This is a genomic window from Devosia sp. (assembly GCF_014860165.1).
Lineage (GTDB): Bacteria > Pseudomonadota > Alphaproteobacteria > Rhizobiales > Devosiaceae > Devosia.
This window is the reverse complement of sequence record NZ_JACZKG010000075.1, coordinates 76,472-97,700: the sequence shown is the minus strand read 5'-3', so window position 1 is coordinate 97,700 and position 21,229 is coordinate 76,472. Positions and strand designations below refer to the sequence as shown.

Annotated in this window: 22 protein-coding genes and 1 other RNA gene; 16 read left to right on the top strand and 7 right to left on the bottom strand. The window is 63.5% G+C overall.

The window, feature by feature from the left end; genetic code table 11:
- Positions 1–40: 40 nt before the first annotated feature.
- From IH615_RS19845 to IH615_RS19810, 8 genes are all read left to right on the top strand, one after another.
- Positions 41–1,042, top strand: a complete 1,002-nt coding sequence (locus tag IH615_RS19845; protein WP_291364665.1) for an ABC transporter permease — start codon at positions 41–43, stop codon at positions 1,040–1,042.
- Positions 1,039–1,944, top strand: coding sequence for an ABC transporter permease (locus IH615_RS19840; protein ID WP_291364663.1), 906 nt, complete (start codon positions 1,039–1,041; stop codon positions 1,942–1,944). Before IH615_RS19845 ends, IH615_RS19840 begins: the two co-directional genes overlap by 4 nt.
- Positions 1,941–2,852 carry an ABC transporter ATP-binding protein gene (locus IH615_RS19835; RefSeq protein ID WP_291364661.1) on the top strand — a complete coding sequence of 304 codons (912 nt, stop codon included), beginning with the start codon at positions 1,941–1,943 and terminating at the stop codon, positions 2,850–2,852. The genes IH615_RS19840 and IH615_RS19835 overlap by 4 nt, the downstream gene beginning before the upstream one ends.
- Positions 2,849–3,673, top strand: coding sequence for an ABC transporter ATP-binding protein (locus tag IH615_RS19830; RefSeq protein WP_291364659.1), 825 nt, complete (start codon positions 2,849–2,851; stop codon positions 3,671–3,673). The genes IH615_RS19835 and IH615_RS19830 overlap by 4 nt, the downstream gene beginning before the upstream one ends.
- Positions 3,674–3,723: 50 nt before the next feature.
- Positions 3,724–5,313 (top strand): DUF5060 domain-containing protein, encoded by a 1,590-nt coding sequence (locus IH615_RS19825; RefSeq protein WP_291364657.1) that lies wholly within the window; start codon positions 3,724–3,726, stop codon positions 5,311–5,313.
- A 2-nt stretch (positions 5,314–5,315) separates the two neighbouring features.
- A complete protein-coding gene (locus IH615_RS19820; protein WP_291364655.1) occupies positions 5,316–6,860 on the top strand; it encodes a DUF5060 domain-containing protein in 1,545 nt (514 codons plus the stop codon).
- Between the two features lie 138 nt (positions 6,861–6,998).
- Complete coding sequence (locus IH615_RS19815) at positions 6,999–8,351, top strand: leucyl aminopeptidase family protein (protein ID WP_291364653.1); 1,353 nt, start codon at positions 6,999–7,001, stop codon at positions 8,349–8,351.
- A 55-nt stretch (positions 8,352–8,406) separates the two neighbouring features.
- A complete protein-coding gene (locus IH615_RS19810; protein ID WP_291364651.1) occupies positions 8,407–9,336 on the top strand; it encodes a helix-turn-helix domain-containing GNAT family N-acetyltransferase in 930 nt (309 codons plus the stop codon).
- On the opposite strand, the gene IH615_RS19805 is transcribed toward IH615_RS19810, so the two are convergent.
- Complete coding sequence (locus IH615_RS19805) at positions 9,333–10,271, bottom strand: glyoxylate/hydroxypyruvate reductase A (RefSeq protein WP_291364649.1); 939 nt, start codon at positions 10,269–10,271, stop codon at positions 9,333–9,335. The two genes, IH615_RS19810 and IH615_RS19805, sit on opposite strands and share 4 nt — an antisense overlap.
- A 79-nt stretch (positions 10,272–10,350) precedes the next feature.
- Positions 10,351–11,148 (bottom strand): cytochrome c family protein, encoded by a 798-nt coding sequence (locus IH615_RS19800; RefSeq protein ID WP_291364647.1) that lies wholly within the window; start codon positions 11,146–11,148, stop codon positions 10,351–10,353.
- Positions 11,149–11,408: 260 nt separating this feature from the next.
- Here IH615_RS19800 and IH615_RS19795 point away from each other — a divergent pair, with 260 nt between their 5' ends.
- Complete coding sequence (locus IH615_RS19795) at positions 11,409–12,236, top strand: prephenate dehydratase (RefSeq protein WP_291364645.1); 828 nt, start codon at positions 11,409–11,411, stop codon at positions 12,234–12,236.
- 155 nt (positions 12,237–12,391) lie between these two features.
- On the opposite strand, the gene IH615_RS19790 is transcribed toward IH615_RS19795, so the two are convergent.
- Complete coding sequence (locus IH615_RS19790) at positions 12,392–12,628, bottom strand: hypothetical protein (RefSeq protein WP_291364644.1); 237 nt, start codon at positions 12,626–12,628, stop codon at positions 12,392–12,394.
- 83 nt (positions 12,629–12,711) lie between these two features.
- Entirely contained in the window at positions 12,712–13,572 is an 861-nt protein-coding gene (locus tag IH615_RS19785; RefSeq protein WP_291364643.1) for an LOG family protein, read from the bottom strand.
- 161 nt (positions 13,573–13,733) lie between these two features.
- Between IH615_RS19785 and IH615_RS19780 the strand changes: the two genes are divergently transcribed.
- Entirely contained in the window at positions 13,734–14,588 is an 855-nt protein-coding gene (locus tag IH615_RS19780; protein WP_291364641.1) for a DUF817 domain-containing protein, read from the top strand.
- A gap of 8 nt (positions 14,589–14,596) precedes the next feature.
- Here the strand turns inward: IH615_RS19780 and IH615_RS19775 are convergent, their stop codons facing one another.
- On the bottom strand, positions 14,597–14,764 hold the full coding sequence (locus IH615_RS19775; RefSeq protein ID WP_291364639.1) for a hypothetical protein: 168 nt from the start codon (positions 14,762–14,764) through the stop codon (positions 14,597–14,599).
- Positions 14,765–14,912: 148 nt separating this feature from the next.
- Here IH615_RS19775 and IH615_RS19770 point away from each other — a divergent pair, with 148 nt between their 5' ends.
- The 5 genes from IH615_RS19770 to recR all read left to right on the top strand — a co-directional run bounded on the left by IH615_RS19770 (position 14,913) and on the right by recR (position 18,528).
- The gene (locus tag IH615_RS19770; RefSeq protein ID WP_291364637.1) at positions 14,913–15,584 is read left to right on the top strand and encodes a class I SAM-dependent methyltransferase; all 672 of its coding nucleotides are present in this window, start codon (positions 14,913–14,915) and stop codon (positions 15,582–15,584) included.
- A 52-nt stretch (positions 15,585–15,636) separates the two neighbouring features.
- An RNA gene (gene ffs / locus IH615_RS19765) (signal recognition particle sRNA small type) lies at positions 15,637–15,732 on the top strand.
- Positions 15,733–15,859: 127 nt separating this feature from the next.
- Positions 15,860–17,605, top strand: a complete 1,746-nt coding sequence (locus tag IH615_RS19760) for a DNA polymerase III subunit gamma/tau (RefSeq protein ID WP_291364635.1) — start codon at positions 15,860–15,862, stop codon at positions 17,603–17,605.
- Entirely contained in the window at positions 17,602–17,925 is a 324-nt protein-coding gene (locus IH615_RS19755; RefSeq protein WP_291364634.1) for a YbaB/EbfC family nucleoid-associated protein, read from the top strand. The genes IH615_RS19760 and IH615_RS19755 overlap by 4 nt, the downstream gene beginning before the upstream one ends.
- A gap of 6 nt (positions 17,926–17,931) precedes the next feature.
- Positions 17,932–18,528 (top strand): recombination mediator RecR, encoded by a 597-nt coding sequence (recR, locus tag IH615_RS19750; RefSeq protein ID WP_291364632.1) that lies wholly within the window; start codon positions 17,932–17,934, stop codon positions 18,526–18,528.
- On the opposite strand, the gene IH615_RS19745 is transcribed toward recR, so the two are convergent.
- Positions 18,525–19,022 carry a hypothetical protein gene (locus IH615_RS19745; RefSeq protein ID WP_291364630.1) on the bottom strand — a complete coding sequence of 166 codons (498 nt, stop codon included), beginning with the start codon at positions 19,020–19,022 and terminating at the stop codon, positions 18,525–18,527. The two genes, recR and IH615_RS19745, sit on opposite strands and share 4 nt — an antisense overlap.
- Before the next feature lie 66 nt (positions 19,023–19,088).
- Positions 19,089–20,504, bottom strand: coding sequence for a DNA recombination protein RmuC (locus IH615_RS19740; protein WP_291364628.1), 1,416 nt, complete (start codon positions 20,502–20,504; stop codon positions 19,089–19,091).
- Positions 20,505–20,627: 123 nt separating this feature from the next.
- Between IH615_RS19740 and def the strand changes: the two genes are divergently transcribed.
- Positions 20,628–21,143 (top strand): peptide deformylase, encoded by a 516-nt coding sequence (gene def / locus IH615_RS19735; protein WP_291364626.1) that lies wholly within the window; start codon positions 20,628–20,630, stop codon positions 21,141–21,143.
- Positions 21,144–21,229 lie beyond the last annotated feature (86 nt).

Sequence of the window (21,229 nt, the reverse complement as noted above, 5' to 3'; positions counted from 1 at the left end):
CCGGGCTGCCTCGCCATTTTTTCTCCTTGAGGTCCGATCCATGGGTGTCCTAGCCTTCGTGGCCAAACGCATCGGCATCTACTTCGCCGTGCTGTTCATCGGTCTCACGATCACGTTCCTGCTGCCCCGGCTGATGCCGATCAATCCGGTGGATGGCTATATCGGCCAGCTGCAGAGCCGCGCCAATGGCACGATGACTGCCGAAGCGATCACCGAACTGCGCAGCACGCTGGAAACGCTTTATGGGCTCAAGGGCGACCTGTTCACGCAATACGTGTCCTACCTGAAGCGCATCGTCTTCAGCTTCGATTTCGGGCCGTCCTTCACCTATTACCCGCAGCCCGTCTCGGCCATGATCTTCAATGCGCTGCCCTGGACGCTTGGCCTGCTGCTGACCGCAACCGTCATTGCCTGGCTGCTGGGCAATATGGTGGGGCTGGTCGCCGGCTACTTCCACAAGAAGAAGGCCGCATCGATCCTCGAATTCGTCGGCATCCTGCTCTACCCCATTCCCTATTACATCCTGGCGGTCAGCATGCTGCTGCTGCTGGCCTATATCTTTCCGATCTTCCCGCTATCGGCGACCTTCCCGGTCGGCCAGATGACGCCCGAAAAGTTCGGCATGGTCATCTACAATTCCCTGCTGCCCGGCATCACCCTGGTGCTGGCCGGCTTCGGCTGGAACATCCTGTCGATGAAGGCGCTCGCGGTGGCGACCACGGAAGAGGCCTATGTCACCTATGCCCGCCTCAAGGGTGCGTCGAACTGGACGCGGATGACCCGCTACGTATTCCGCAATGCCCTGCTGCCGCAGGTGACGGCGCTCGCTCTGTCGCTGGGCATGGTGTTCAACGGCGCGCTGCTTACCGAGATGATTTTCTCCTATCCCGGCATAGGACTGATCATGCGCACGGCGGCCAATGGCGGCGACTACAACGTGCTCTACGGTGCCATCACCATCTCGATCATCGCGGTGGCGACCGCGGGGCTGGTGATTGACCTGCTCTATCCCCTTCTCGATCCGCGGATCCGCCACAAATGACCATCGAGACCAATGTCGTCGCGCCGCCGGTGGTGAGTGCCGCGCCCCTGCCGGGCAAGTCCGGCGGCAACCTGCTGTGGCTGCTCAATCCACGGCTGGGGATCGGGCTGGCAATCCTGCTGATTATGGGCGTGGGCAGCTTCATCCTGCCCATGTTCGCGCCGGTCGATCCGTCGATCCAGGCCAGCTACATGCGCAACCTGCCGCCATCCGGAATACATCTGCTCGGCACCAATTCGCTGGGACAGGATATCTTCTGGTTCCTGGTGTTCGCGGTGCGCAATTCACTGACGCTCGGCGTCCTTGTGGCCCTCGGCGTCACCATCATCGCCACGGCCGTGGGACTCAGCGCCGGCTATATCGGCGGCGGCTTCGAGCGGGTCGTGATGCTGGTGGTCGATACCTTCATTACCGTGCCGCTGCTGCCCATCCTGATCATCCTGGGCGCCCTGATCCGCGGCAATACCTCCTTCCTGAGTGTCGGCATCATCATCGTCATCTTCGGCTGGGCCTGGGATGCGCGCACGGTGCGGGCCATGGCGCTGTCGCTGCGCGAGCGCGAGTTCATCAACATGGCGCGCTTTTCGGGGGCCAATACCGTCCAGGTGATCCTGCGCGAGATCTTCCCCTACGTATCGGCCTATATGGTGGTCGGCTTCATCAATACCGTGCTGTTCGCGATCAATACCGAGGCCACGCTGTCGGTCATCGGTCTCTCCAAGGTCGAGGTCCCCACGCTGGGATCGATCATCTTCTGGGCGCTGAACTACAACGCGCTGTTCACCGGGCAATATGTCTGGCTGGTGGCGCCGATCATCGCGACGATCACGCTGTTCCTGGGCCTGTTCCTCACCTCCACCGGCTTCAACGCCGCCTTTGCCAGCAAGCGCGGTGTGTCATGATCCGGCTGTCCGACCTCAAGATCAGCTATCGCATCGGCAACCGCGTCATCGACGCAGTCGATGGCGTGACGCTCACCATTCCCGACCGTTGCATCGTCGGCATTGCCGGCGAATCCGGCTCTGGCAAGTCGACGCTGATGAAGGCCATCTACGGCGATATCCAGTCGCCCATGTATCTGTCGCAGGGCCGCATCGACTATAGCCTCAAGGGCGCCGATGGCCGGCCCGTGACGTCAGAGACGATCCGCCGGGAATGGTTCAGGTCCCTTTCCTACATCCCGCAGAGCTCGATGAACTCGCTCAATCCGGTCATCCGCATCCGTGAGCAGTTCATCGATTTTCCTGGCTCGGACAGCAACAAGAAGCGCGTGCTGGAGCGGGCGCGAGCCTATATCGGCAAGCTGGGACTGCCGGCCGAAGCCATGGATTCCTACCCCCACCAGCTATCGGGCGGCATGCGTCAGCGCGTGATGATCGCGCTCGCCACCTTCTTCCAGCCCGAGCTGATCATTGCCGACGAACCGACCACGGCGCTGGACGTGGTCGTCCAGAAGGAGATCCTGCTTTTGCTGATGGAACTGCAGGAGCAGATGGGAAACACCATCCTCGTGGTCTCACACGATATGGGCGTCCACTATCAGGTAACCCAGAAGATGCTCATCATGTATGCGGGCAGGGTGGTCGAATATGGCGACACCGACGGAATTTTCTCCGACCCCCAGCACCCCTATACCAGAATGCTGATCGACTCCCTGCCGACCATCGGCGACGACAGCCTGCGCGGCGTGCTGGCCAGCACAGCCGGGGCGGGCGGTGATCGCGCCTTCCGGGTCGAGCCTCATCTGGTCGAGGTCAAGCCGGGTCATTTCGTGGCACGCGGCGAGCACAGTGCCGGAGTTGCGGCATGACGCTCATCCTCAAGACCGAAGGGCTGAACAAGGTCTACCGCCAGGGTGGACTCGTTCGCGCCAGGCAGGTGCATGCGCTCAGGGACGTCAACATCACCGTCGAGAGCGACCGGCCGGTGGTGATCGCGGTGGTCGGTGAATCGGGCAGCGGCAAGACGACGCTGGCCAAGACCCTGCTGCGGCTCGAGACGCCAACCTCGGGTCACGCCATCGTCTATGACCGCGTTGTAGCGGGCAAAGGCGCGACGCCCACCAGGCGCGAATTTCTGGGGCTGGTGCAGCCCATCTTCCAGAACCCGTTCGAGGCCTTCAGTCGTTACCGGCCCGTCGATGCCTATCTGCACGAGACGGCGCGGCGCGTTGCCGGCATGGACGAGAGCCAGGCCGAAGCCGCCGTTGCCCATGCGCTCGATAGCGTCGGCCTCAACTATGGCGAGGTGCGCGGCAAATATACCAGTCAGTTCTCCGGTGGCGAGTTGCAGCGCATTTCGGTGGCGCGGGCCCTGATTCCGCAGCCTAGGCTGATCGTCGCCGACGAGCCCGTCAGCATGATCGACGCGTCACGGCGCATGATCATCATCAACCTGTTCAAGCGCCTGCGAGACGAACAGGGGCGCAGCTTCCTCTACATCACCCATGATCTGGCCACGGCCTATTACATCAGCGATTTCATCGCCGTGATGAACAAGGGGCAGGTGGTCGAGTTCGGGGTGGCGCGCGAGGTGATGTCCAACCCGCAGCACGCCTATACGCGCCTGCTGCTCGATTCCATTCCGACCACCAACAGCCGCTGGCGCCCGCGCGCCCTGGCCGCCGGCTGATCATTTCATATGGCGCGTCCAGCGCCGCCCATTTTGAGTACGGAACAGCCATGACCCAATCTGCCATTGCCAACGGCGCCGCGTCGCTATGGAGCACCTATGAGCTGGCGCTTGCAGGACCATCGGAGGGCAACCCGTTTCAGGACGTGACGCTGGAGGCTGTGTTCCGCCAGGGCGATCGGTCGCTGCGCGTTCGCGGCTTCTATGATGGCGAAGGGTCCTACAAGCTCCGGCTGCTGCCCGATGTCGAAGGGGCGTGGAGCTACCGCACCACCAGCAATGTCTCTGCCTTGGACGGCATCGAGGGCAGCTTCGCGGTTGGTCCGGCCAAGCCGGGTCACCACGGTCCGGTGCGAGTCTCCAATCGCCACCATTTCCGTTACGCCGACGGCACGCGCTACATCAATATCGGCACCACGGCCTATGTGTGGAACCTCCAGGGCGAGGCCCTGGAACAGCAAACGCTGGCGACGCTGTCCGAGGCGCCCTTCACCAAGATCCGCATGTGCGTCTTTCCCAAGCACTATCGCTACAACGAGGTCGAGCCGCAGACCTACCCGTTCAAGCTGCTCAAGCAGGGTGACCACCGCTGGCTGGGTTCGATGGCCGTCCAGGGCTGGGAGTTCGACTTCGATACATTCGAACCCGCTTATTTCCGTCACCTCGAACAGCGTATCAACGACCTGGCGGCGATCGGCGTCCAAGCCGACCTCATCATCTTTCATCCCTATGACCGCTGGGGCTTTGCTCGCATGTCGGCCAGCCAGGATGACGCCTATCTGCGCTACCTGGTCGCGCGGCTGGCCGCGTTCCCCAATGTCTGGTGGTCGATGGCCAACGAATACGACTTCATGTTCAACAAGACCCTGGATGACTGGAACCGCTGGATCGACATCGTCGCCGAGACCGATCCGCATCAGCACCTGCTGTCGGTGCATAATGGCTTCGCGCCCTTCGACTACAGCCATCCCAAACTGACCCATGTCAGTATCCAGCGCCCTTATACCGAGCGCAGCATGATCTGGCGGGAGCAGTTTCATAAGCCGGTCTCGCTCGACGAGGTTTGCTACGAAGGCGACATCGCCGAAGCCTGGGGCAATATCTCTGGTCGCGAGCTAGTGCATCGCTTCTGGAAGGCCACCGTGAACGGCGGCTACGCGACCCATGGCGAGACCTACTACAATGACGGCGAAACGCTGTGGTGGGCGAAGGGCGGCACGCTGGTCGGTGACAGCGTTGAACGCATCGCCTTCCTCAAGCGCATCATGGCAGAGGGGCCCGACGAGGGCCTCGACCCGGTGCCAAGCACCGGCCACTACCAGATCGAAATCGCCGGGGGGCTCGATCACGCCGACCTGCGCAAGCTGATTGCGCCATTCCCCGGTCAGGAAGGTTGGTCGCGCGTGGGCATGCATTTCGCCACGGCCGGCCAGCCACACCGCTACTACCTGACCTACTTCGGCGAGAACCAGCCAGGCGAAGTCGCTGCCATCGTGCCGCCCGGCGAGCGCTACAGCGCCACGCTGATCGACACCTGGGAGATGACCGAAACCGAAATTGCCCACGATGTCGAGCGCGGCCAGTTGCTGCACTTCAAGCCCAAACCCTACCAGGCGCTGTTGCTGAAGCGGATCGATTGAGGATGCCTGAAATGACGCAGAGCATCGCGAAGTGGGACATGTTCGAGGTGAGCTTCGCCGGCCCCTCGAACGGCAATCCTTTCCTTGACGTGACCCTGGAGGGTTTCTTCAGCCAGCATGCGCGCACTGTCCGCGTACCCGGTTTCTACGACGGCAACGGCACCTTTCGCCTGCGCTTCATGCCCGACAATGAGGGCACATGGAGCTTCACCACGAAATCGAGCGCCACAGAGCTCGATGGCCAAACCGGCAGCTTCACCGTCACCGCGCCACGCCCGGGCAATCATGGTCCGGTGCAGGTGGCCAACCGCTACCATTTTGCCCATGCCGACGGCACACCGTTCCTGTCATTCGGCACCACCTGCTATGCCTGGACTCATCAGCCTCTGAGCGAGCAGGACAAAACCCTGCACACGCTGGCGGGCACGCGCTTCAACAAGCTGCGCATGGGCGTGTTTCCCAAGGATTACCCTTACAATATCAACGAGCCGCTGCATGACGTCTACCAGCGCGGCGCCGATGGCGAACTGGATTTCGACCGGCCAAATCCGGGGAGCTTCCGCCATTTCGAAAACCAGGTGAAAGCCTTGGGCGATATGGGCATCCAGGCTGACATCATCATCCTGCACCCCTACGATCGCTGGGGCTATAGCGGCATGAGCCAGGCACAGGACTATCGCTATTTCGCTTATCTGACGGCGCGGCTGGCCGCCTATCACAACGTGTGGTGGTCGCTGGCCAACGAATACGATTTCCTGCTCGACACCAAGCCGATGCACCAATGGGACCGCTACTTCCACATCATCGAGGAAAACGACCCCTACGGTCACCTGCGCTCCATCCACAATGGTGATCCTGAAGCCAATTACGATCACCGCAAGGCCTGGGTTACCCATGCCTGCATCCAGAACTGGGATGTGAAGCGCACCATCGAGTGGCGCAACGCCTATGGCAAGCCCGTCGTCAATGACGAGCCGGAATACGAGGGCAACATCGCCCCGAGCTGGGGGAATATCTCGGCGCAGGAATTGGTGCATCGGTTCTGGACCACGGCGATGCGCGGCGGCTATGCCGGACATGGCGAGACCTACAGCCACCCTCAGGATTTGATCTGGTGGGCCAAGGGCGGCGAACTGCATGGCGAGGCCTGGAAGCGTATCGGCTTTCTGCGCGACGTGATGGAGGCGAGCATTCGCCTCGGCTTCGAGCCGATCGACAACAAGATGGGTTTTCCCTGGAACCGTGTCTCGGGCGCTCGCGATGGCGAGACGACCATCATCTATTTCGGTGAACACCAACCGGTAATCTGGGCCAGCGGCCTGCCGCAGGACGATGGCACGTACGAGGTCGACCTGATCGATACCTGGAATATGACGGTGGTGCCGGCCAGGATCGTGCCAGCGCCGGAAAACCACCCGACCCGGCATGGCGCGATCGTCCGACCGCGCAAGCCCGATGCGGCATTTGCCGTTGAATTGCCCGGGAGGCCGTATCTGGCCATTCGTGTCCGTGCTTCAGGGAAAGGTGCCCCCGCGGGCTCTCCATGACCGCACGGCACAAGCTATCCCTCTTGAGAGACAGCGATGGGTCGACCTGGCAGGGCCTAGGAAAAACAATGGGTTACGGCAGGTGACTTGAATGACCCCGACACGGTACAACAGATGTGTCACCTTCCGGAGTCCGCCATGCCCAAGACCCAAATCATCCCGCTGATCTGCGTCGAGGATGGCAAGCTCGCCGAGGCCGGATTGCCCGCGGCCCATGGGGCTTGGGCCGAGGCCAATGGCTTTTCTGGCCAGCGCGGACGCCTTCTGGCACTTCCCGGTGCCGAGGGCGCCCTGTCTGGCTACCTTTTCGGCCTCGGCGAATCTGGCGATCGTCCCGCCCTGGTCACCGGCCTTGCCGGCGCGGCGCTCGGCCCCGGTACCTATCGGCTCGAAGGCGCCTATGGCGATCCGACGCTCGCCGCCATTGGTTTCCGTCTCGGAGCCTATCGCTATGACCGCTATCGTCAAGGCAAGGCCCCGCCCGAGCTCGCCGTCCCCGGCCGCGCCGACCCAGACGAGGTCGCCCGCCTTGTCGAGGCTGCGATGCTGGCGCGCGATCTCATCAATACGCCGGCCAATGACCTTGGCCCCGATGCCTTCGAGAGCGAGATCCGGGCCTTTGCCGCCGCCCGCAAGATGAAGATCAAGGTCACGTCGGGCGACGAACTGCCGCGCGCCAATTTCCCGATGATCCATGCAGTGGGCCGCGCCAGCGTGCAGGCGCCGCGGCTCATCGACCTGACCTGGGGCAATGCCAATCACCCCAGGGTCACCCTGGTCGGCAAGGGCGTGACCTTCGATACCGGTGGTCTCGATATCAAGCCTGCCTCGGGCATGTTGCTGATGAAGAAGGATATGGGCGGCGCCGCCAATGTGCTGGGCCTTGCCCACGCGATTGTGTCGGCAAAGCTGCGCCTGCGCCTGCGGGTGCTGATCCCCATTGTCGAGAACTCCATCGCCAGCGCCGCCTTCCGGCCTGGCGACGTGCTCAAGTCGCGCAAGGGCATTACCGTCGAGATCGGCAATACCGACGCCGAAGGGCGGCTGATCCTGGCCGACGCGCTGGCTCTGGCCGATGAGGAGCGGCCCGAGCTGCTGCTCGACATGGCGACGCTGACCGGCGCCGCCCGTGTTGCGCTCGGCCCCGACCTGCCGCCGCTCTACAGCACCGACGATGCCCTGGCTCGGGCGCTGATGGATGCTGGCGCGGCCGCGGACGATCCCCTCTGGCAGATGCCGCTCTGGTCGCCCTACGACGCCATGATGAGTTCCAAGATCGCCGATGTGAACAATGCCAGCAGCGGCGGCTTTGCCGGATCGGTTACCGCGGCCCTGTTCCTGCGCCGCTTTGTCGACAATGCCGCGGCCTGGGTGCACCTGGACATCTTTGGCTGGGCCCCCGAAGCCCGACCGGCTCGCCCCGTCGGCGGCACCGACCAAGGTATCCGAGCCGTCTATGGAGTTCTGAAGGCGCGATACCCATTTAATTGACTTTGACAACTAGTTAGTTGACTATATCAACAGTCAGCCAGTTGGAGTCGCACTCGTGGCCGTCAACCCCGCCGATATCGCGCAGGTGCGCGCCTTCAATCGCTTCTACACCAGGATTATCGGACTGCTCGATGAGGGTATGCACAAGAGCCCGCATAGCCTGAGCGAAGCCCGGGTCATCTACGAACTGGGCAAGCGCGGCCACGCCACATCCTCCACGATCGCCGAGGAACTGGACATGGATCGAGGCCAGATGAGCCGGCTGGTCCTGCGGCTGGTTGATCAGGGCATCGTTGCCGTGCTGCCGCGCAGCCGAGACCGGCGCTCCACCCCGTTGGCTTTGACATCAGAGGGCGATGCGCTGTTCCGGCACTTCAACGAGATGAGCGATGCGGCGGCGGCCAATGGCCTGCTGGAGCCACTGGACGAACTCGGTCGTCGCGATCTCGTCGACGCCATGCGGCGCATCGAGTCCCTGTTGGCCGAACCGGGCGATGAGCCGCTGATCCTGCGTCCCCACCGCATCGGCGAGATCGGTTGGCTCATTCACCGCCAGGGCCTGCTCTACCATCTGGAGCAGGGCTGGAACGGCGAGTTCGAAACGCTCATCACCCGCATCTATGCCGAATACGAGGCCGCCCCCGCCAATCCGCCCAAGGGGCTATGGATCGCCGAGCAGGATGGCCAGGTGGCTGGCTCCGTCTTCATCATTCCGGCCACCGAGGACGCCGCGGGCACCGCCCAGTTGCGCATGCTCTATACCGAACCGGCCTTTCGCGGCCGCGGCATCGGCAAGCGGCTGGTCGAGGAAGCCGTCCGCTTCTCGCGCGTTTCGGGCTACAAGCGCATCATCCTCTGGACCCAGGATTGCCTGGTCTCGGCCCGCCGCATCTACCAGGGTGCCGGCTTCGCCCTGGTCCGCGAGGATAAGCACCACTCCTTCGGCGCCGACCTCAATGGCCAATACTGGGCGCTGGAGCTTTAATATCCCCGCTTGCGATCCACCACATTGATCAACGGCTCGCCGGCTTCGTGCGCGCGGATGATCTTGCTGAAATAGGCAACGCCGCTCTTCTCGTTGCTGATCGCCGCGATATGGGGCGTGATGTAGCAGTTCTCGATGTCCCAGAGCGGGCTGCTTTCGGGCAGGGGCTCGGTTTCGAAGACGTCCAGGCTCGCCGCCCCCAGCGTACCATCGCCCAGCGCCTTGACAATATCGGCCTCGCGCTGGTGCCCGCCCCGTGCTGCATTGACGATGACAGGGCCGCCATTGAGGTTGCCGCGCCGCAGCTTGCCGAAGGTCTCGTAGTTGAGAATGCCTGTTGTTTCCGGCGTCAGCGGCAACAGGTTCACCAGGATATCGGTGCCACCGAGGAAGGCCTCGAAGGATTCCTCCCCGGCAAAGCCCTCGACGCCGTCTATGGCCTTGGGGGTGCGGCTCCAGCTGCGCAGCGCAAACCCCAGCGGCTTGAGACGCGCCACGGCATCCTGCCCCAATACGCCCATGCCCATGATACCCACCGTCGTCTCCGATGCGGCGGGCGGGTAGAGCTGGCTCCAGCGCTTCGCCTTCTGGTCGGCCCGGAAGCGAGTATAGAGCCGATGATGCATCGTGACGTGGGCGACCACATAATCGCTCATGCGCTGGCTGAGATCGGCGTCGACGAAGCGGACGATCGGCGCGTCGGGCAGCCTTGGATGCTTCATCAACGCATCCACACCCGCGCCCAGCGACAGCACCGCCTTGAGGCCATCAAGTCCCTCGAACGCATCGGGCTTGGGTTTCCACACGAAGATGTAGCGCACGTCGGCCGGGTTGAACGCCTCGCCGCGCCGCACCACGGGGTAGGGCGCTAGCGCAGATCGCAGCTTCTCGGCCCAGCTCGCCTCGTCGACATCGGACAGGTGCAGCAGCAGCATGATCGGATCCTAGGAAAAGCCAGGAGCCGCAACCCTGTCGGGCGCGGCTCCTGTTGAGAATGACGGTATCGCGGCGAGCCTAGTTGGTGGCTGGCGCCGGAGCGGCCTCGGTGCCGCTGGTGGTCGGCGTGCCTTCCACCGGCGTTTCGCTCTGCGTCGTTGTCGGGGTGTCGACGACCTCGGCGGGAGCTGCCGGCGCTGCTGCATTGGCAGGTTCGGTGGCGGCCGGATCGGTCGGCGCGGTCGCGTCGGGCTGCTGGGTCCCGGCGGCTTCCGCAGCCGGCGCTGCCGGATCGGCCGTTTCGCCACCCTCGACCGGAGCCACATCGGCAGCCGGGAACGGCACTGGATCGGCCGACAGCGTCTGCAGATAGGCCAGGATATCGGCGCGCTCTTCCGCCGTGCGAATGCCGGCAAAGTTCATCTTGGTGCCAGGCGCATAGTCGGCAGGCTTGGTCAGGAAGTGATTGAGGTTTTCGTAGGTCCAGATGTCCCCGGCAGCATTGTGCGCCATAAGGGCTTCTGAATAGGCGAAGCCCTCATGGCTGCCTTCGGGCCGGCCGACAACGCCATAAAGGCCCGGGCCCTGCTTGTTGGGTTCGCCCTCGCCGAAATTGTGGCAGGACTGGCACTTCTTGACGGCCGTCGCGCCCCGTTCGGCACTGGCACTGGCCAGCAGCACGCCAAGCGGAACCTCGGCCTCGACTTCCGCCACGGCGTCCCCGCCTTCGGTAGCCTCGGGCTCGGGCAGGGCATAGCCCGGGCCGCGGCCTTCGATAGGATGGTAGATGGCTTCCGCGACAAAGCCGGCGCCCATGACGAACAACAGCGTGCCCAGCACGGCGCCCATGATCTTGTTAAGCTCGAACGAATCCATTTGGTCTCTCTGCCGGTCCATCCCCTGTGGACTTGTAGTCGATCCCGTCCCAACTTTCGATATCCCAAAGGAAAATCGCCTCAACGGAGGGGGCCGACGCGCGCGGAAGATAGTCGCAAGGCAGTGGCGGCGCAACCATGCAAAGCCCCACTGCGACAATTCCTCGCCGCCGCCATGTGGCGCCTTGGCGGCGGGCTTGAATTGACTCCGTTTCGGCCCCGGTCCACAAGCCTTCCGCCTATCAGCAACGGACATCCACCATGACCAAGAAGATCGCTTTCCAGGGCGAGCCCGGCGCCTTCAGCCATGCTGCCGCCACCAATGTCTTCCCCGGCGAAGAAGCGATCGGCTGCGTCACCTTCGAGGAAACCATCAACGCGGTGCAGTCGGGCCGCGCAGACTATGCCGTGGTGCCGGTCGAGAATTCACTCTATGGCCGCATCACCGACATTCACCACCTGCTGCCCGAAAGTGGTCTCTACATCATCGGCGAGACCTACCTGCGGGTCGAGATGAACCTGCTGGGCGTGCGCGGCGCCACCCTTGGCGACATCAAGGCGGTGCAGTCGCTGTCGGTCGCCCTGGGCCAGTGCCGCAAATTCATCGCCGACCATGGCTTCCGCACCATCAACGCCGTCGACACCGCCGGTTCGGCCCGCGAGATCGCCCAGAAGGCCGACAAGTCGGTTGCCGCCATCGCATCCCGTTTCGCCGGCGAGATCTATGGCCTTGATGTGCTGGCCTCCAATATCGAGGATGCCGACCACAATACCACGCGCTTCCTCGTGCTCTCGCGCGAGCCCAAGGAAGCCCCGGCGGGCAATGGCAAGGTCAAGACCACCTTCGTCTTCCGCGTCCGCAACGTGCCGGCGGCGCTCTATAAAGCCATGGGCGGCTTTGCCACCAATGGTGTCAACATGACCAAGCTCGAAAGCTACATGGTGGGCGGCGCCTTCACCGCCACCCAGTTCTATGCCGATATCGAGGGCCACCCCTCCGACATCGGCGTGCAGCACGCCTTCGACGAACTCAAGTTCTTCACCGACTATTTCAAGGTGCTCGGCGTCTACCCCGCCGAGAGCCCATAGGCTCTTCGGCCCGCCAGCAAAACAAGGAGCGCACATTCAGCTCAGGCTGAGCCGAGAATGCCGGTTTTCGAGAACCGGACCGGAGCGTACGTTTGGGTACGTATGGACCGGAAGCGCAGAAGACCGGTATTTGCAGGCCAGCATCAGCTGAATGCTCAGCCTTCCATCAGCCCGGGCGGCAGCGAGCCGATGCGCAGCAACACGCGCAGCTCGTCATAGGTGTCGGTTTCGATGTCGACTTCCTGCGAGAAGGCGATGACGCCGGCGCGGCTGGGTGCCAGCCGTTCGGCCGTCGCCATGGCCTTGTCGGCGGATTTAGATTGTTGCACCGGGTCGGCAATCAGCTTCTTGCCGCTCAGCTTGAAGGCCTGAACGAGATACATTGTCGCCATGGGGTCGCTCCTGATTGGCACTGGGCCTATCACCTCGCCGGGCCGATCCCTAACCAATACCGGCGATGCCCTCGCTCAATCGCTCAATCCCCCCGCAGGACCTCATCGATCACGGGCAGGTTGTAGAACTGCCGGATGATGTCCCAGCCGTCCTCGGCGGTATCGACCAGGTGGAACAGCTTGGGATCGTCGGGGGCGATGGTGCCCGCCTCCGCCAGCGCCTCGAAATTGATGACCTTGCGCCAGAACTCCGCGCCGAACAGCAACAGCGGTACCTTCTCCATGCGCCCCGTCTGGATCAGCGTCAGCGTCTCGAAGAACTCGTCCAGCGTCCCGAAACCGCCGGGAAACACCGCCACCGCCTTGGCTCGCATCAGGAAGTGAATCTTGCGGGTGGCGAAATAGTGGAAGTTGAAGCTGAGCTCCGGCGTCACGTAGAGATTGGGCGCCTGCTCGTGCGGCAGCACGATATTGAGCCCGATCGAGGGCGCGCCGACATCGGCCGCGCCGCGATTGCCCGCTTCCATCACCCCCGGGCCGCCGCCCGTCACCACCACATAATCCTTGAAGTCGAGCGCCTTGGAGGTGAACGAGGCCAACTGGGCGAAGCGCCGCGCCTCGTCATAATAGTGCGACGCGGCTTCGAGATTCTTCTTCTGCACCTCGTTCTTGGCGGCCCAGGCCGGCATGCCGGGCGCCGGAATGCGGGCGCCGCCAAACAGCACGACGGTGGAATTGATGCCCCGCTCGCGCAGCCTGAATTCGGTCTTGAGGTATTCGAGCTGGAAGCGGACGCCGCGCGTGTCCTCGGAGGTCAGGAATTCGTCGTCGGCAAAGGCCAGCCGGAACGCCGCCGATTGCGTCTGTGGCGTCGATGGCGCGCGTTTGGAGGCGGCGACGTCTTCAACCGAGGTCCGCAGGGAGGTGGGGCGACGTCTGGCCATTCCGGCTTCTCCATTGGGCGTTTCCAGGAAATGGGGGTGACCCACTTCCGGTTCGAAAACGCGACAAAGACTGTGGTATCAGATCGGCGACGCACCGCCATAATTCCGAAACCTTCGACAGGGCATATCCAGCCGGGGCGATGTGAGCAAGGGCGAGGGGCTTGAACCAGTTCACGAGTTTGGAAGCGCGGATCGACGCGGCCGCGCATGCTGTGCTTGCGCGCCTGCCGCGTGGGTCGCTTGCCGATGGCGCGATCGAATTCCTGGTCTTCGGCCTCAAGCAGGCCTGGGCCTGCCTGTTCGGCGGGTTGATGCTGGGCATGATCCTGCTGACGCGGCTGTGGTGGCCCGATATCGGCCTTGCCCGCTACGACCTCTGGTTCATCGCCGCTTTGGTGATCCAAACAGGCATGCTGGTGTTCAGGCTCGAAACGCTGGACGAGGCCAAGGTCATCCTGATCTTCCACGTGGTCGGCACCGGCATGGAGCTGTTCAAGACGGCGGCCGGCTCATGGATTTACCCGGAGCCCGCCGTCTTCCGGCTGGGCGGGGTGCCGCTGTTTTCCGGCTTCATGTATGCCTGCGTTGGCTCATACATGGCCCGCATCCTGCGCATCTTCGACATAACCTTTACCCGCTATCCGCCGGTCTGGATGACGGTGCTGCTGGCGGTGGCGATCTACGTCAACTTCTTCAGCCACCATTTCATCTTCGATTTCCGCTGGCTGCTCTTCGCCGTGGTCGTGGTGCTCTATGCGCGTAGCACCATGCATTATCGCGTGTTCCGTTTTCGCCACCGCATGCCCATGCTGCTCGGCTTCCTGCTGGTGGCGATGTTCATCTGGATCGCCGAGAATATCGGCACCTGGTCGCGCGCCTGGATCTATCCCGACCAGGTCGATGGCTGGGCCATGGTCAGCTGGGGCAAGCTCGGCTCGTGGTACCTGCTGATGCTGATTTCGGTGGTGCTGGTAACGCTGGTGCATCTGCCAAGGCCCTATCGGCCCGAGCGGTAAGCGAGGCCTCAGTCGCGCGCCAGTACCATGAGGCGCAATTGCTTGAGCCATTTGCCGAGCGTGGCGGCAAGGCTCGGCGGATCCTGGTAGTTGCGCAGCATGTGCTCGGCCAGGCGGTAGCCTTCTTCGACGATATGCCGCTCGTCTCGCGTCAGACCGATGGATGGAACACGCATGGCGCCCTCCCGCTTATGGTTGACGAAACCTTAACGCGAAGGGCGGCACGCGTCCGGCTCCATATGCAATCATGGTTTACGCACCGCGGGCTTGACCCGGCGCCAGTCATGTAACAATAGAAGTTACAAATGATCCGGAGTGCCGCCTATGTCCTACTTCGATGAGCAGGGTGCCGCGTCTTACCTCGATGGCCCGCCCCGCCAGGTCCCCGGCTATGCCGGTCTGCTCCGCATGACGATGCTCCTCCTCGCCGAACGCGTGCCTCCCGATGGCCGGATGCTCGTCCTCGGCGCCGGAGGCGGGCTCGAACTCAAGGCTTTCGCCGATGGCCATGCGCATTGGTCATTCGATGGCGTCGACCCATCCGGACCCATGCTCCATCTGGCGGCGAAAACCACTGCCGAGCACGCCGCGCGTATCCGGCTTCATGAAGGCTATATCGACATCGCGCCCGATGGCCCCTTCGACGGAGCCACCTGCATCCTCGTCTTCCACTTCATGACGCCTGAACAGCGCCTCGATGCGCTGCGCCAGCTCCGCCGCCGCCTCAAGCCCGGCGCACCTTTCGTGCTCGCCCATATAAGCTTCCCCCAGGCCGAGCCCGAGCGCTCGCGGTGGATCGCCCGCCACGTCGCCTTTGGCGCCGCGGCCGGATTGACGCCCGAGCAGATGGACAGCGCCCGCCAGGCCATCGGCACGCGGCTGACAATTCTCGACCCTGCCGAGGAGGAAACCCTGCTCCGCAAAGCCGGATTTACCGACATCACCCAGTTCTACACCGCCTTCAGCTTCCGTGGCTGGGTTGCGTACGCTGGATAGTTCCGATCCTGAGGTCTTGCCAAAGCCACGTTTTGTTCGCATATAGCGAACCGGGAGGTTGGCGCGGACGTGTTCCTCGCCAACCGGGTCAGGTCCGGAAGGAAGCAGCCCCAACGAGACCTTCACGGGTCGTTGCCAGCCTCCTACTTAATCTGTTCACATATGGTGTTTGACGGTCCGCAACCCGGCTTGAGGCTTTTGCGGACGGGCGCCATTGCCTTATGGTCGGAGCATGATCTCAGGCAGATTCCCAGCGCAAGCGACAGAAGGGCTCGATGGCTGACGCACCGACCTCGCCCTATCTCGTGCTCGCCCGCAAATACCGGCCGCGCGACTTCACCACGCTTGTCGGCCAGGATGCGATGGTTCAGACGCTGGGCAATGCCTTCGCGCAGAACCGCATCCACCATGCCTTCATTCTCACGGGCGTGCGCGGCGTCGGCAAGACCACCACGGCCCGCATCCTCGCCCGCGCTTTCAACTATGAAGATGCGTCCGGCCCCCATCCCACGCTCGATCTCCGCGTCGAGGGCGAGCATTGCCGCGCCATCATCGAAGGGCGCCATGTCGACGTCATCGAGATGGACGCCGCCAGCAATACCGGCATCAATGACATCCGCGAGATCATCGACTCGGTGAAATACGCGCCGAGCTCGGCGCCTTATAAAGTCTATGTCATCGACGAAGTGCACATGCTCTCGACGGCGGCCTTCAACGGGCTGCTAAAGACGCTCGAAGAGCCGCCGCCCTATGTGAAGTTCATCTTCGCCACCACCGAAATCCGCAAGGTGCCGGTGACCATCCTCAGCCGCTGCATGCGCTTCGATCTGCGGCGCATTACGCCCGAGATCATGACGGCTTACCTGGAATCGATCCTGGGGCAGGAGGGTATTTCCTTCGAGCCCGAGGCTCTGGCCATGATCGTCCGCGCCGGCGAAGGCTCCGCCCGCGACAATCTCTCCCTGCTCGACCAGGCCATTGCCCATGGCAACGGCACCGTTACCTCGGCAACCGTCAAGGCCATGCTGGGTCTAGGCGATCGCGCCCGCATCATCGACCTCTTCGAGGAACTGATGGGCGGTCGGATTGGGGACGCCATCGAGACCATGCGCGCGCTCTACGACATGGGCGCCGATCCGCAGACCCTGGTGGCCGACCTGGCCGATTTCACCCATCTGGTGACCCGCATCAAGGTCGTCCCGGCTGCTGCCGACGACGTGTCGCTGACGCCCGACGAGCGCCGTCGCGGCGCCGAGCTGGCCGGCAGACTACCAATGCGGGCGCTCACCCGTGCCTGGCAGATCCTGTTCAAGGGCTATGATGAAGTGGCCCGCGCCAGCAATGGCCTGCAGGCCGCCGAAATGGCGCTGATCCGCTTGGCCTATGCCGCCGATCTCCCCAGCCCCGACGATCTCTTCGCCCGCCTCGCCAACCAGCCGGCAACCGCGCCGAGCCTTCCACCGATGGCGCCGATGTCGCGCGGACCATCTAATGGCGGTGGTGGCGGCCCGTCCGCCATGCGTGTCGAGGCCCCGCGTCCGGTCATGACCGAAGCGGTGGCCCAACAGCCCGCTGCTGCCCAGCCGCAGGCCGCCCTGGCCACTGTCGCCAGCTACAAGGAACTGATCGCCCTGGCCGGCGCCAAGCGCGACGTGCTGATCAAGCTGGCCCTCGAAGGCCAGATGCGCCCCATTTCCTTCGAACAGGGCCGTATCGAGGTGGCGCTGGCCGATGGCGCCGATCCGGGCATGATCGCCACGCTGTCAGCGCGCCTCCAGCTCTGGACCGGCCAGCGCTGGCTGATCACCGTCTCCAGCAAGCCAAGCGACGGCCTCACTCTCCGGCAGGAGAAGGAGGAGCGCGCCGCATTGCAGCGCGCTCAGGCCCATGACGACCCCTTGGTCCAGGCCATTCTCAACACCTTTCCCGGGGCCAAGGTGGTCAATGTGAAGGTCAAGGACGACGCTGAAGTTCTGGCGCCAGATATGCCGCCGCCACCACCCGAAGAGGACGACGAATGAAAGACATCATGGGTATGATGAAGGCCGCCAGCGAGATGAAGGGCAAGATGGAGGCCATGCAGGCCGAACTTGCCAATCTCGTCGTCGAAGGCCGCTCCGGCGGCGGCCTGGTCACCGTGTCGCTGTCAGGCAAGGGCGATCTCAAGGGCCTCAAGATCGATCCGTCCCTGTTCAAGGAAGACGATGTCGAAGTGCTCGAAGACCTGATCGTCGCCGCCCATGCCGACGCCAAGGCCAAGAGCGAAGCCGAGATGCAGCGCAAGATGAGCGAAGTCACCTCCGGCCTGCCCCTGCCGCCCGGCATGAAGTTTCCGTTCTAGGCACCAATGGCCAACGGCGGACCCGAGATCGAACAGTTGATCCAGCTCCTGGCGCGCCTGCCGGGGCTCGGACCGCGTTCGGCCCGCCGGGCGGTGCTGCAGCTGATCAAGAAGAAGGATCAGCTGATGATCCCGCTCTCGGCTGCCCTCGACCGCGCCGTCGCCGCCGTCCGCACCTGCGAAGTCTGCGGCAATGTCGATACCATGAGCCCCTGTTCCATCTGCGCCGATCCGCGCCGCAGCGAAAGCGGCATGCTGATCGTGGTCGAGGACGTGGCCGATCTCTGGGCCCTCGAGCGCGCCGGCGTCGGCCAGGTCAAGTATCACGTGCTGGGCGGGGTGCTGTCGCCCCTCGATGGCGTGGGCCCCGACGACATCACCATCGACGACCTGATCAAGCGCGCCCCGACCTTCAAGGAGGTCGTGCTGGCCGTCAACGCCACCGTCGAGGGCCAGACCACCGCCCATTACATCACCGACCGCCTCGCGGGCTCGGGCACCAAGGTCACCCGCCTCGCCCACGGCGTTCCCGTGGGCGGCGAGCTCGACTATCTCGACGAAGGCACCCTCAGCCAGGCCCTGCGCGCCCGCACCGAAATCTAGTGCAGGTCCCGGTCGGTCCGGAATTCCTCGCCGCCATCCCAGGCCTCCTCCTCGAGGCTGCCATCCTCGTCGTCCTCATCATCGAAAAAGGCTTCCTCGTCCCCCTCGATGGCATAGCGGGCCTCTTCGTCGTCAGGCGATAGCGTATCGAGCCGGTCGGCCGGATCATTGTCATAGGTGGTGGCCAGGCCAGCGAAGGCGTGATTGTCCTCGGCATTGGCGATCGTGGCGCTCAACTCATCGATGGCCCGGTCGATCTCGTCCAGCATGGCCGCCGGGTCCTGGCCGCCCCAGTCGCCGCTTTCGCGGATGGCGCTCTCGTCCCGCAGCTCCCGCAGCCGCGCCAGCCGCTCGTTGGCCGGGCGATCATCGCCATAGAGCAGCTCCTCGACTTCGCTCTGCGTATAGGGCTGGGCAATGCCCGGCTGGTCGGCATTGTCGAAATTGGTATCCTGCGGCACCATGGTGCCGTGATGGTCGTGATGCTGTGCCATGTCAGTCTCCCTTGGCTGCCTATTGCCAAGCAACGCAGGGGCGACCAACAAGTTCGAATATCGTGATCAGGACAGGTCGCCGGGCTCCTCGCCCACCAGCCGGAGCATCGGCACGTCATCGCCGCCGCTGTCCCAGCCGCCGGGCAGTTGCTTGCTCGATTTGGCCCCGAGTTCGCGCAGCATTTCCACCTGGCGCACCACGCTGCCCTTGCCGGTGGCGAGTTGCCCCTTGGCGTCGGCATAGCTCTGCTGCGCCCGGTCGAGATGGCTACCCATCTTGTCCATGGTGGCCAGGAACCCCACCACCTTGTCGTAGAGCGCGCCGGCCCGGTTGGCGATTTCCTCGGCATTCTGGTGGCGTTTTTCGATGTCCCAGATATTGCGCACCGTGCGCAGCACCGTCATCAGCGTGGTCGGCGTCGTCAGCATGACGCCGCGGGACATGCCAAATTCAACCAGCCCCGCATCGTGCTGGATCGCCGTCGACAGTGCCGATTCGATCGGCACGAACATCATCACATAGTCCATCTTGGACTGGGCATGCCGCTGATAGCCCTTGTCGCCCAGGGTGCGGATATGGTTGCGCACCGACACGATATGCGCCGCCAGATGCTGCTCGCGCGTCTCGTCCTCGCAACTGGTATAGGCCTCGAAGGCGGTGAGGGAGACCTTGGAATCGATCACCAGCCGGTCATTGTTGGGCATCAGCACCTCGACATCGGTGCGCACCCGCCCGCCATCTTCGCCGCTATGGCTCTTCTGGGTGATGAACTGCTCGCCCTCGCGCAGGCCCGACCGTTCCAGGATCGTCGACAGGATCATCTCGCCCCAGGCGCCCTGCGTCTGCGCATTGCCCTTGAGCGCCCGCGTCAGGTTATGGGCCTCGGTGGTGATCTGCAGGTTGCTCGCCGCCAGCGCCCTTATCTGCTCGGCCATGGTCGCCCGATCGGTGATCATGCCGGTCTGGAATTCGCCGATCTTCTCGTTGAGCGGCTTGAGCAGCGTATCGACTTGCTCGCGGTTCTGCCGGGTAAACGTCTCGCTCTGCACCTTGAGCACGTCGCCAGCAATGGCCTTGAACTCGTCGGTCATCTGCTGCCGGGTGGCCATGAAGCGCGCTTCGCTCGCCTGCGCCTGCGCCACCTGCTCGGCCATCTGGGCCCGCAAACCGGCAACCTCGGCCAGCAGCACCGAATTCCTGTCCTGGAGTCGCTCGGCCTGCTCGGTGCCGCGCTCGCGCTCGACGCGCACCTGATGGTCCAGTTCCTGGATGCGGCGGTCCCGCTCGCCAAGCTGGGCGACAAGGCCCGCCCGCATCTGCTCGGCCAGTTGTACGCTGGCCTCGACCGTTCGCGCCGCTGCCGACCGCATGGCGACAATGGTCAAGCCGACCAGCAGAAGCCCGGCCAGCGCCACGCCGGCAATGCTCGCCTGGGCAATGGTTAGCGGAAAACCGCCAATGACAAACAGCACATCATCCATCCACGCATCTTACCGCGATTCGCGTGTTCGCATAATGTTCTCGTCGGGCTGCCCACAAGAGTTGACCGCAGCGCGAGAAATACCATATCGAAAGGCAAATCCCTTTCCGCCGGACCTCTACCCATGGCCATCCGCCCAATTCTCATCATTCCCGACGCGCGCCTGCGAGCCGTCACCGATCCCATCATTGAGATCGACGACGAGATCAAGGCGCTGGCCAAGGACATGCTCGACACCATGTATGACGCGCCCGGCATCGGCCTTGCCGCGCCGCAGATCGGCGTGATGAAGCGCATCGTGGTGATGGACCTTGCGGCCGAGGGCGAAACGCCCGAGCCCATGGTGCTGATCAATCCGGAGATCACCCAGTTCGGCGAGCAGATGCAGGTGACCGAAGAGGGGTGCCTGTCCATCCCCGAGCTCTATTACGAGGTCGAGCGCCCCAACGAGGTCACGGTGAAATATACCGATCTCGACGGCAAGGAAGTGGTCAAGCAGGCCGAGGGCAAGCTCGCCGTCTGCATCCAGCACGAACTCGATCACCTCGATGGCGTGCTCTATATCGATTATCTGAGCCGCCTCAAGCGCGATCGCGTCATCAAGAAATTCGACAAGGCCGCCAAGCGGGCTGCTGGCTAGGTCTTCCGACAGCGCTTGTGTGTCGTCATCACCGGGCTTGTCCCGGTGATCCATTTTCGGGCATTGCCTGAATTGCCCGGACGAGC

Excerpts from the sequence above, each read along its gene's own strand:
- IH615_RS19845 (WP_291364665.1), top strand. The coding sequence starts at position 41 with ATGGGTGTCCTAGCCTTCGTGGCCAAACGCATCGGCATCTACTTCGCC.
- IH615_RS19840 (WP_291364663.1), top strand. The coding sequence starts at position 1,039 with ATGACCATCGAGACCAATGTCGTCGCGCCGCCGGTGGTGAGTGCCGCG.
- IH615_RS19835 (WP_291364661.1), top strand. The coding sequence starts at position 1,941 with ATGATCCGGCTGTCCGACCTCAAGATCAGCTATCGCATCGGCAACCGC.
- IH615_RS19830 (WP_291364659.1), top strand. The coding sequence starts at position 2,849 with ATGACGCTCATCCTCAAGACCGAAGGGCTGAACAAGGTCTACCGCCAG.
- IH615_RS19825 (WP_291364657.1), top strand. The coding sequence starts at position 3,724 with ATGACCCAATCTGCCATTGCCAACGGCGCCGCGTCGCTATGGAGCACC.
- IH615_RS19820 (WP_291364655.1), top strand. The coding sequence starts at position 5,316 with ATGCCTGAAATGACGCAGAGCATCGCGAAGTGGGACATGTTCGAGGTG.
- IH615_RS19815 (WP_291364653.1), top strand. The coding sequence starts at position 6,999 with ATGCCCAAGACCCAAATCATCCCGCTGATCTGCGTCGAGGATGGCAAG.
- IH615_RS19805 (WP_291364649.1), bottom strand. The coding sequence starts at position 10,271 with ATGCTGCTGCTGCACCTGTCCGATGTCGACGAGGCGAGCTGGGCCGAG.
- IH615_RS19800 (WP_291364647.1), bottom strand. The coding sequence starts at position 11,148 with ATGGATTCGTTCGAGCTTAACAAGATCATGGGCGCCGTGCTGGGCACG.
- IH615_RS19795 (WP_291364645.1), top strand. The coding sequence starts at position 11,409 with ATGACCAAGAAGATCGCTTTCCAGGGCGAGCCCGGCGCCTTCAGCCAT.
- IH615_RS19790 (WP_291364644.1), bottom strand. The coding sequence starts at position 12,628 with ATGGCGACAATGTATCTCGTTCAGGCCTTCAAGCTGAGCGGCAAGAAG.
- IH615_RS19785 (WP_291364643.1), bottom strand. The coding sequence starts at position 13,572 with ATGGCCAGACGTCGCCCCACCTCCCTGCGGACCTCGGTTGAAGACGTC.
- IH615_RS19775 (WP_291364639.1), bottom strand. The coding sequence starts at position 14,764 with ATGCGTGTTCCATCCATCGGTCTGACGCGAGACGAGCGGCATATCGTC.
- IH615_RS19770 (WP_291364637.1), top strand. The coding sequence starts at position 14,913 with ATGTCCTACTTCGATGAGCAGGGTGCCGCGTCTTACCTCGATGGCCCG.
- IH615_RS19760 (WP_291364635.1), top strand. The coding sequence starts at position 15,860 with ATGGCTGACGCACCGACCTCGCCCTATCTCGTGCTCGCCCGCAAATAC.
- IH615_RS19755 (WP_291364634.1), top strand. The coding sequence starts at position 17,602 with ATGAAAGACATCATGGGTATGATGAAGGCCGCCAGCGAGATGAAGGGC.
- recR (WP_291364632.1), top strand. The coding sequence starts at position 17,932 with ATGGCCAACGGCGGACCCGAGATCGAACAGTTGATCCAGCTCCTGGCG.
- IH615_RS19745 (WP_291364630.1), bottom strand. The coding sequence starts at position 19,022 with ATGGCACAGCATCACGACCATCACGGCACCATGGTGCCGCAGGATACC.
- IH615_RS19740 (WP_291364628.1), bottom strand. The coding sequence starts at position 20,504 with ATGGATGATGTGCTGTTTGTCATTGGCGGTTTTCCGCTAACCATTGCC.
- def (WP_291364626.1), top strand. The coding sequence starts at position 20,628 with ATGGCCATCCGCCCAATTCTCATCATTCCCGACGCGCGCCTGCGAGCC.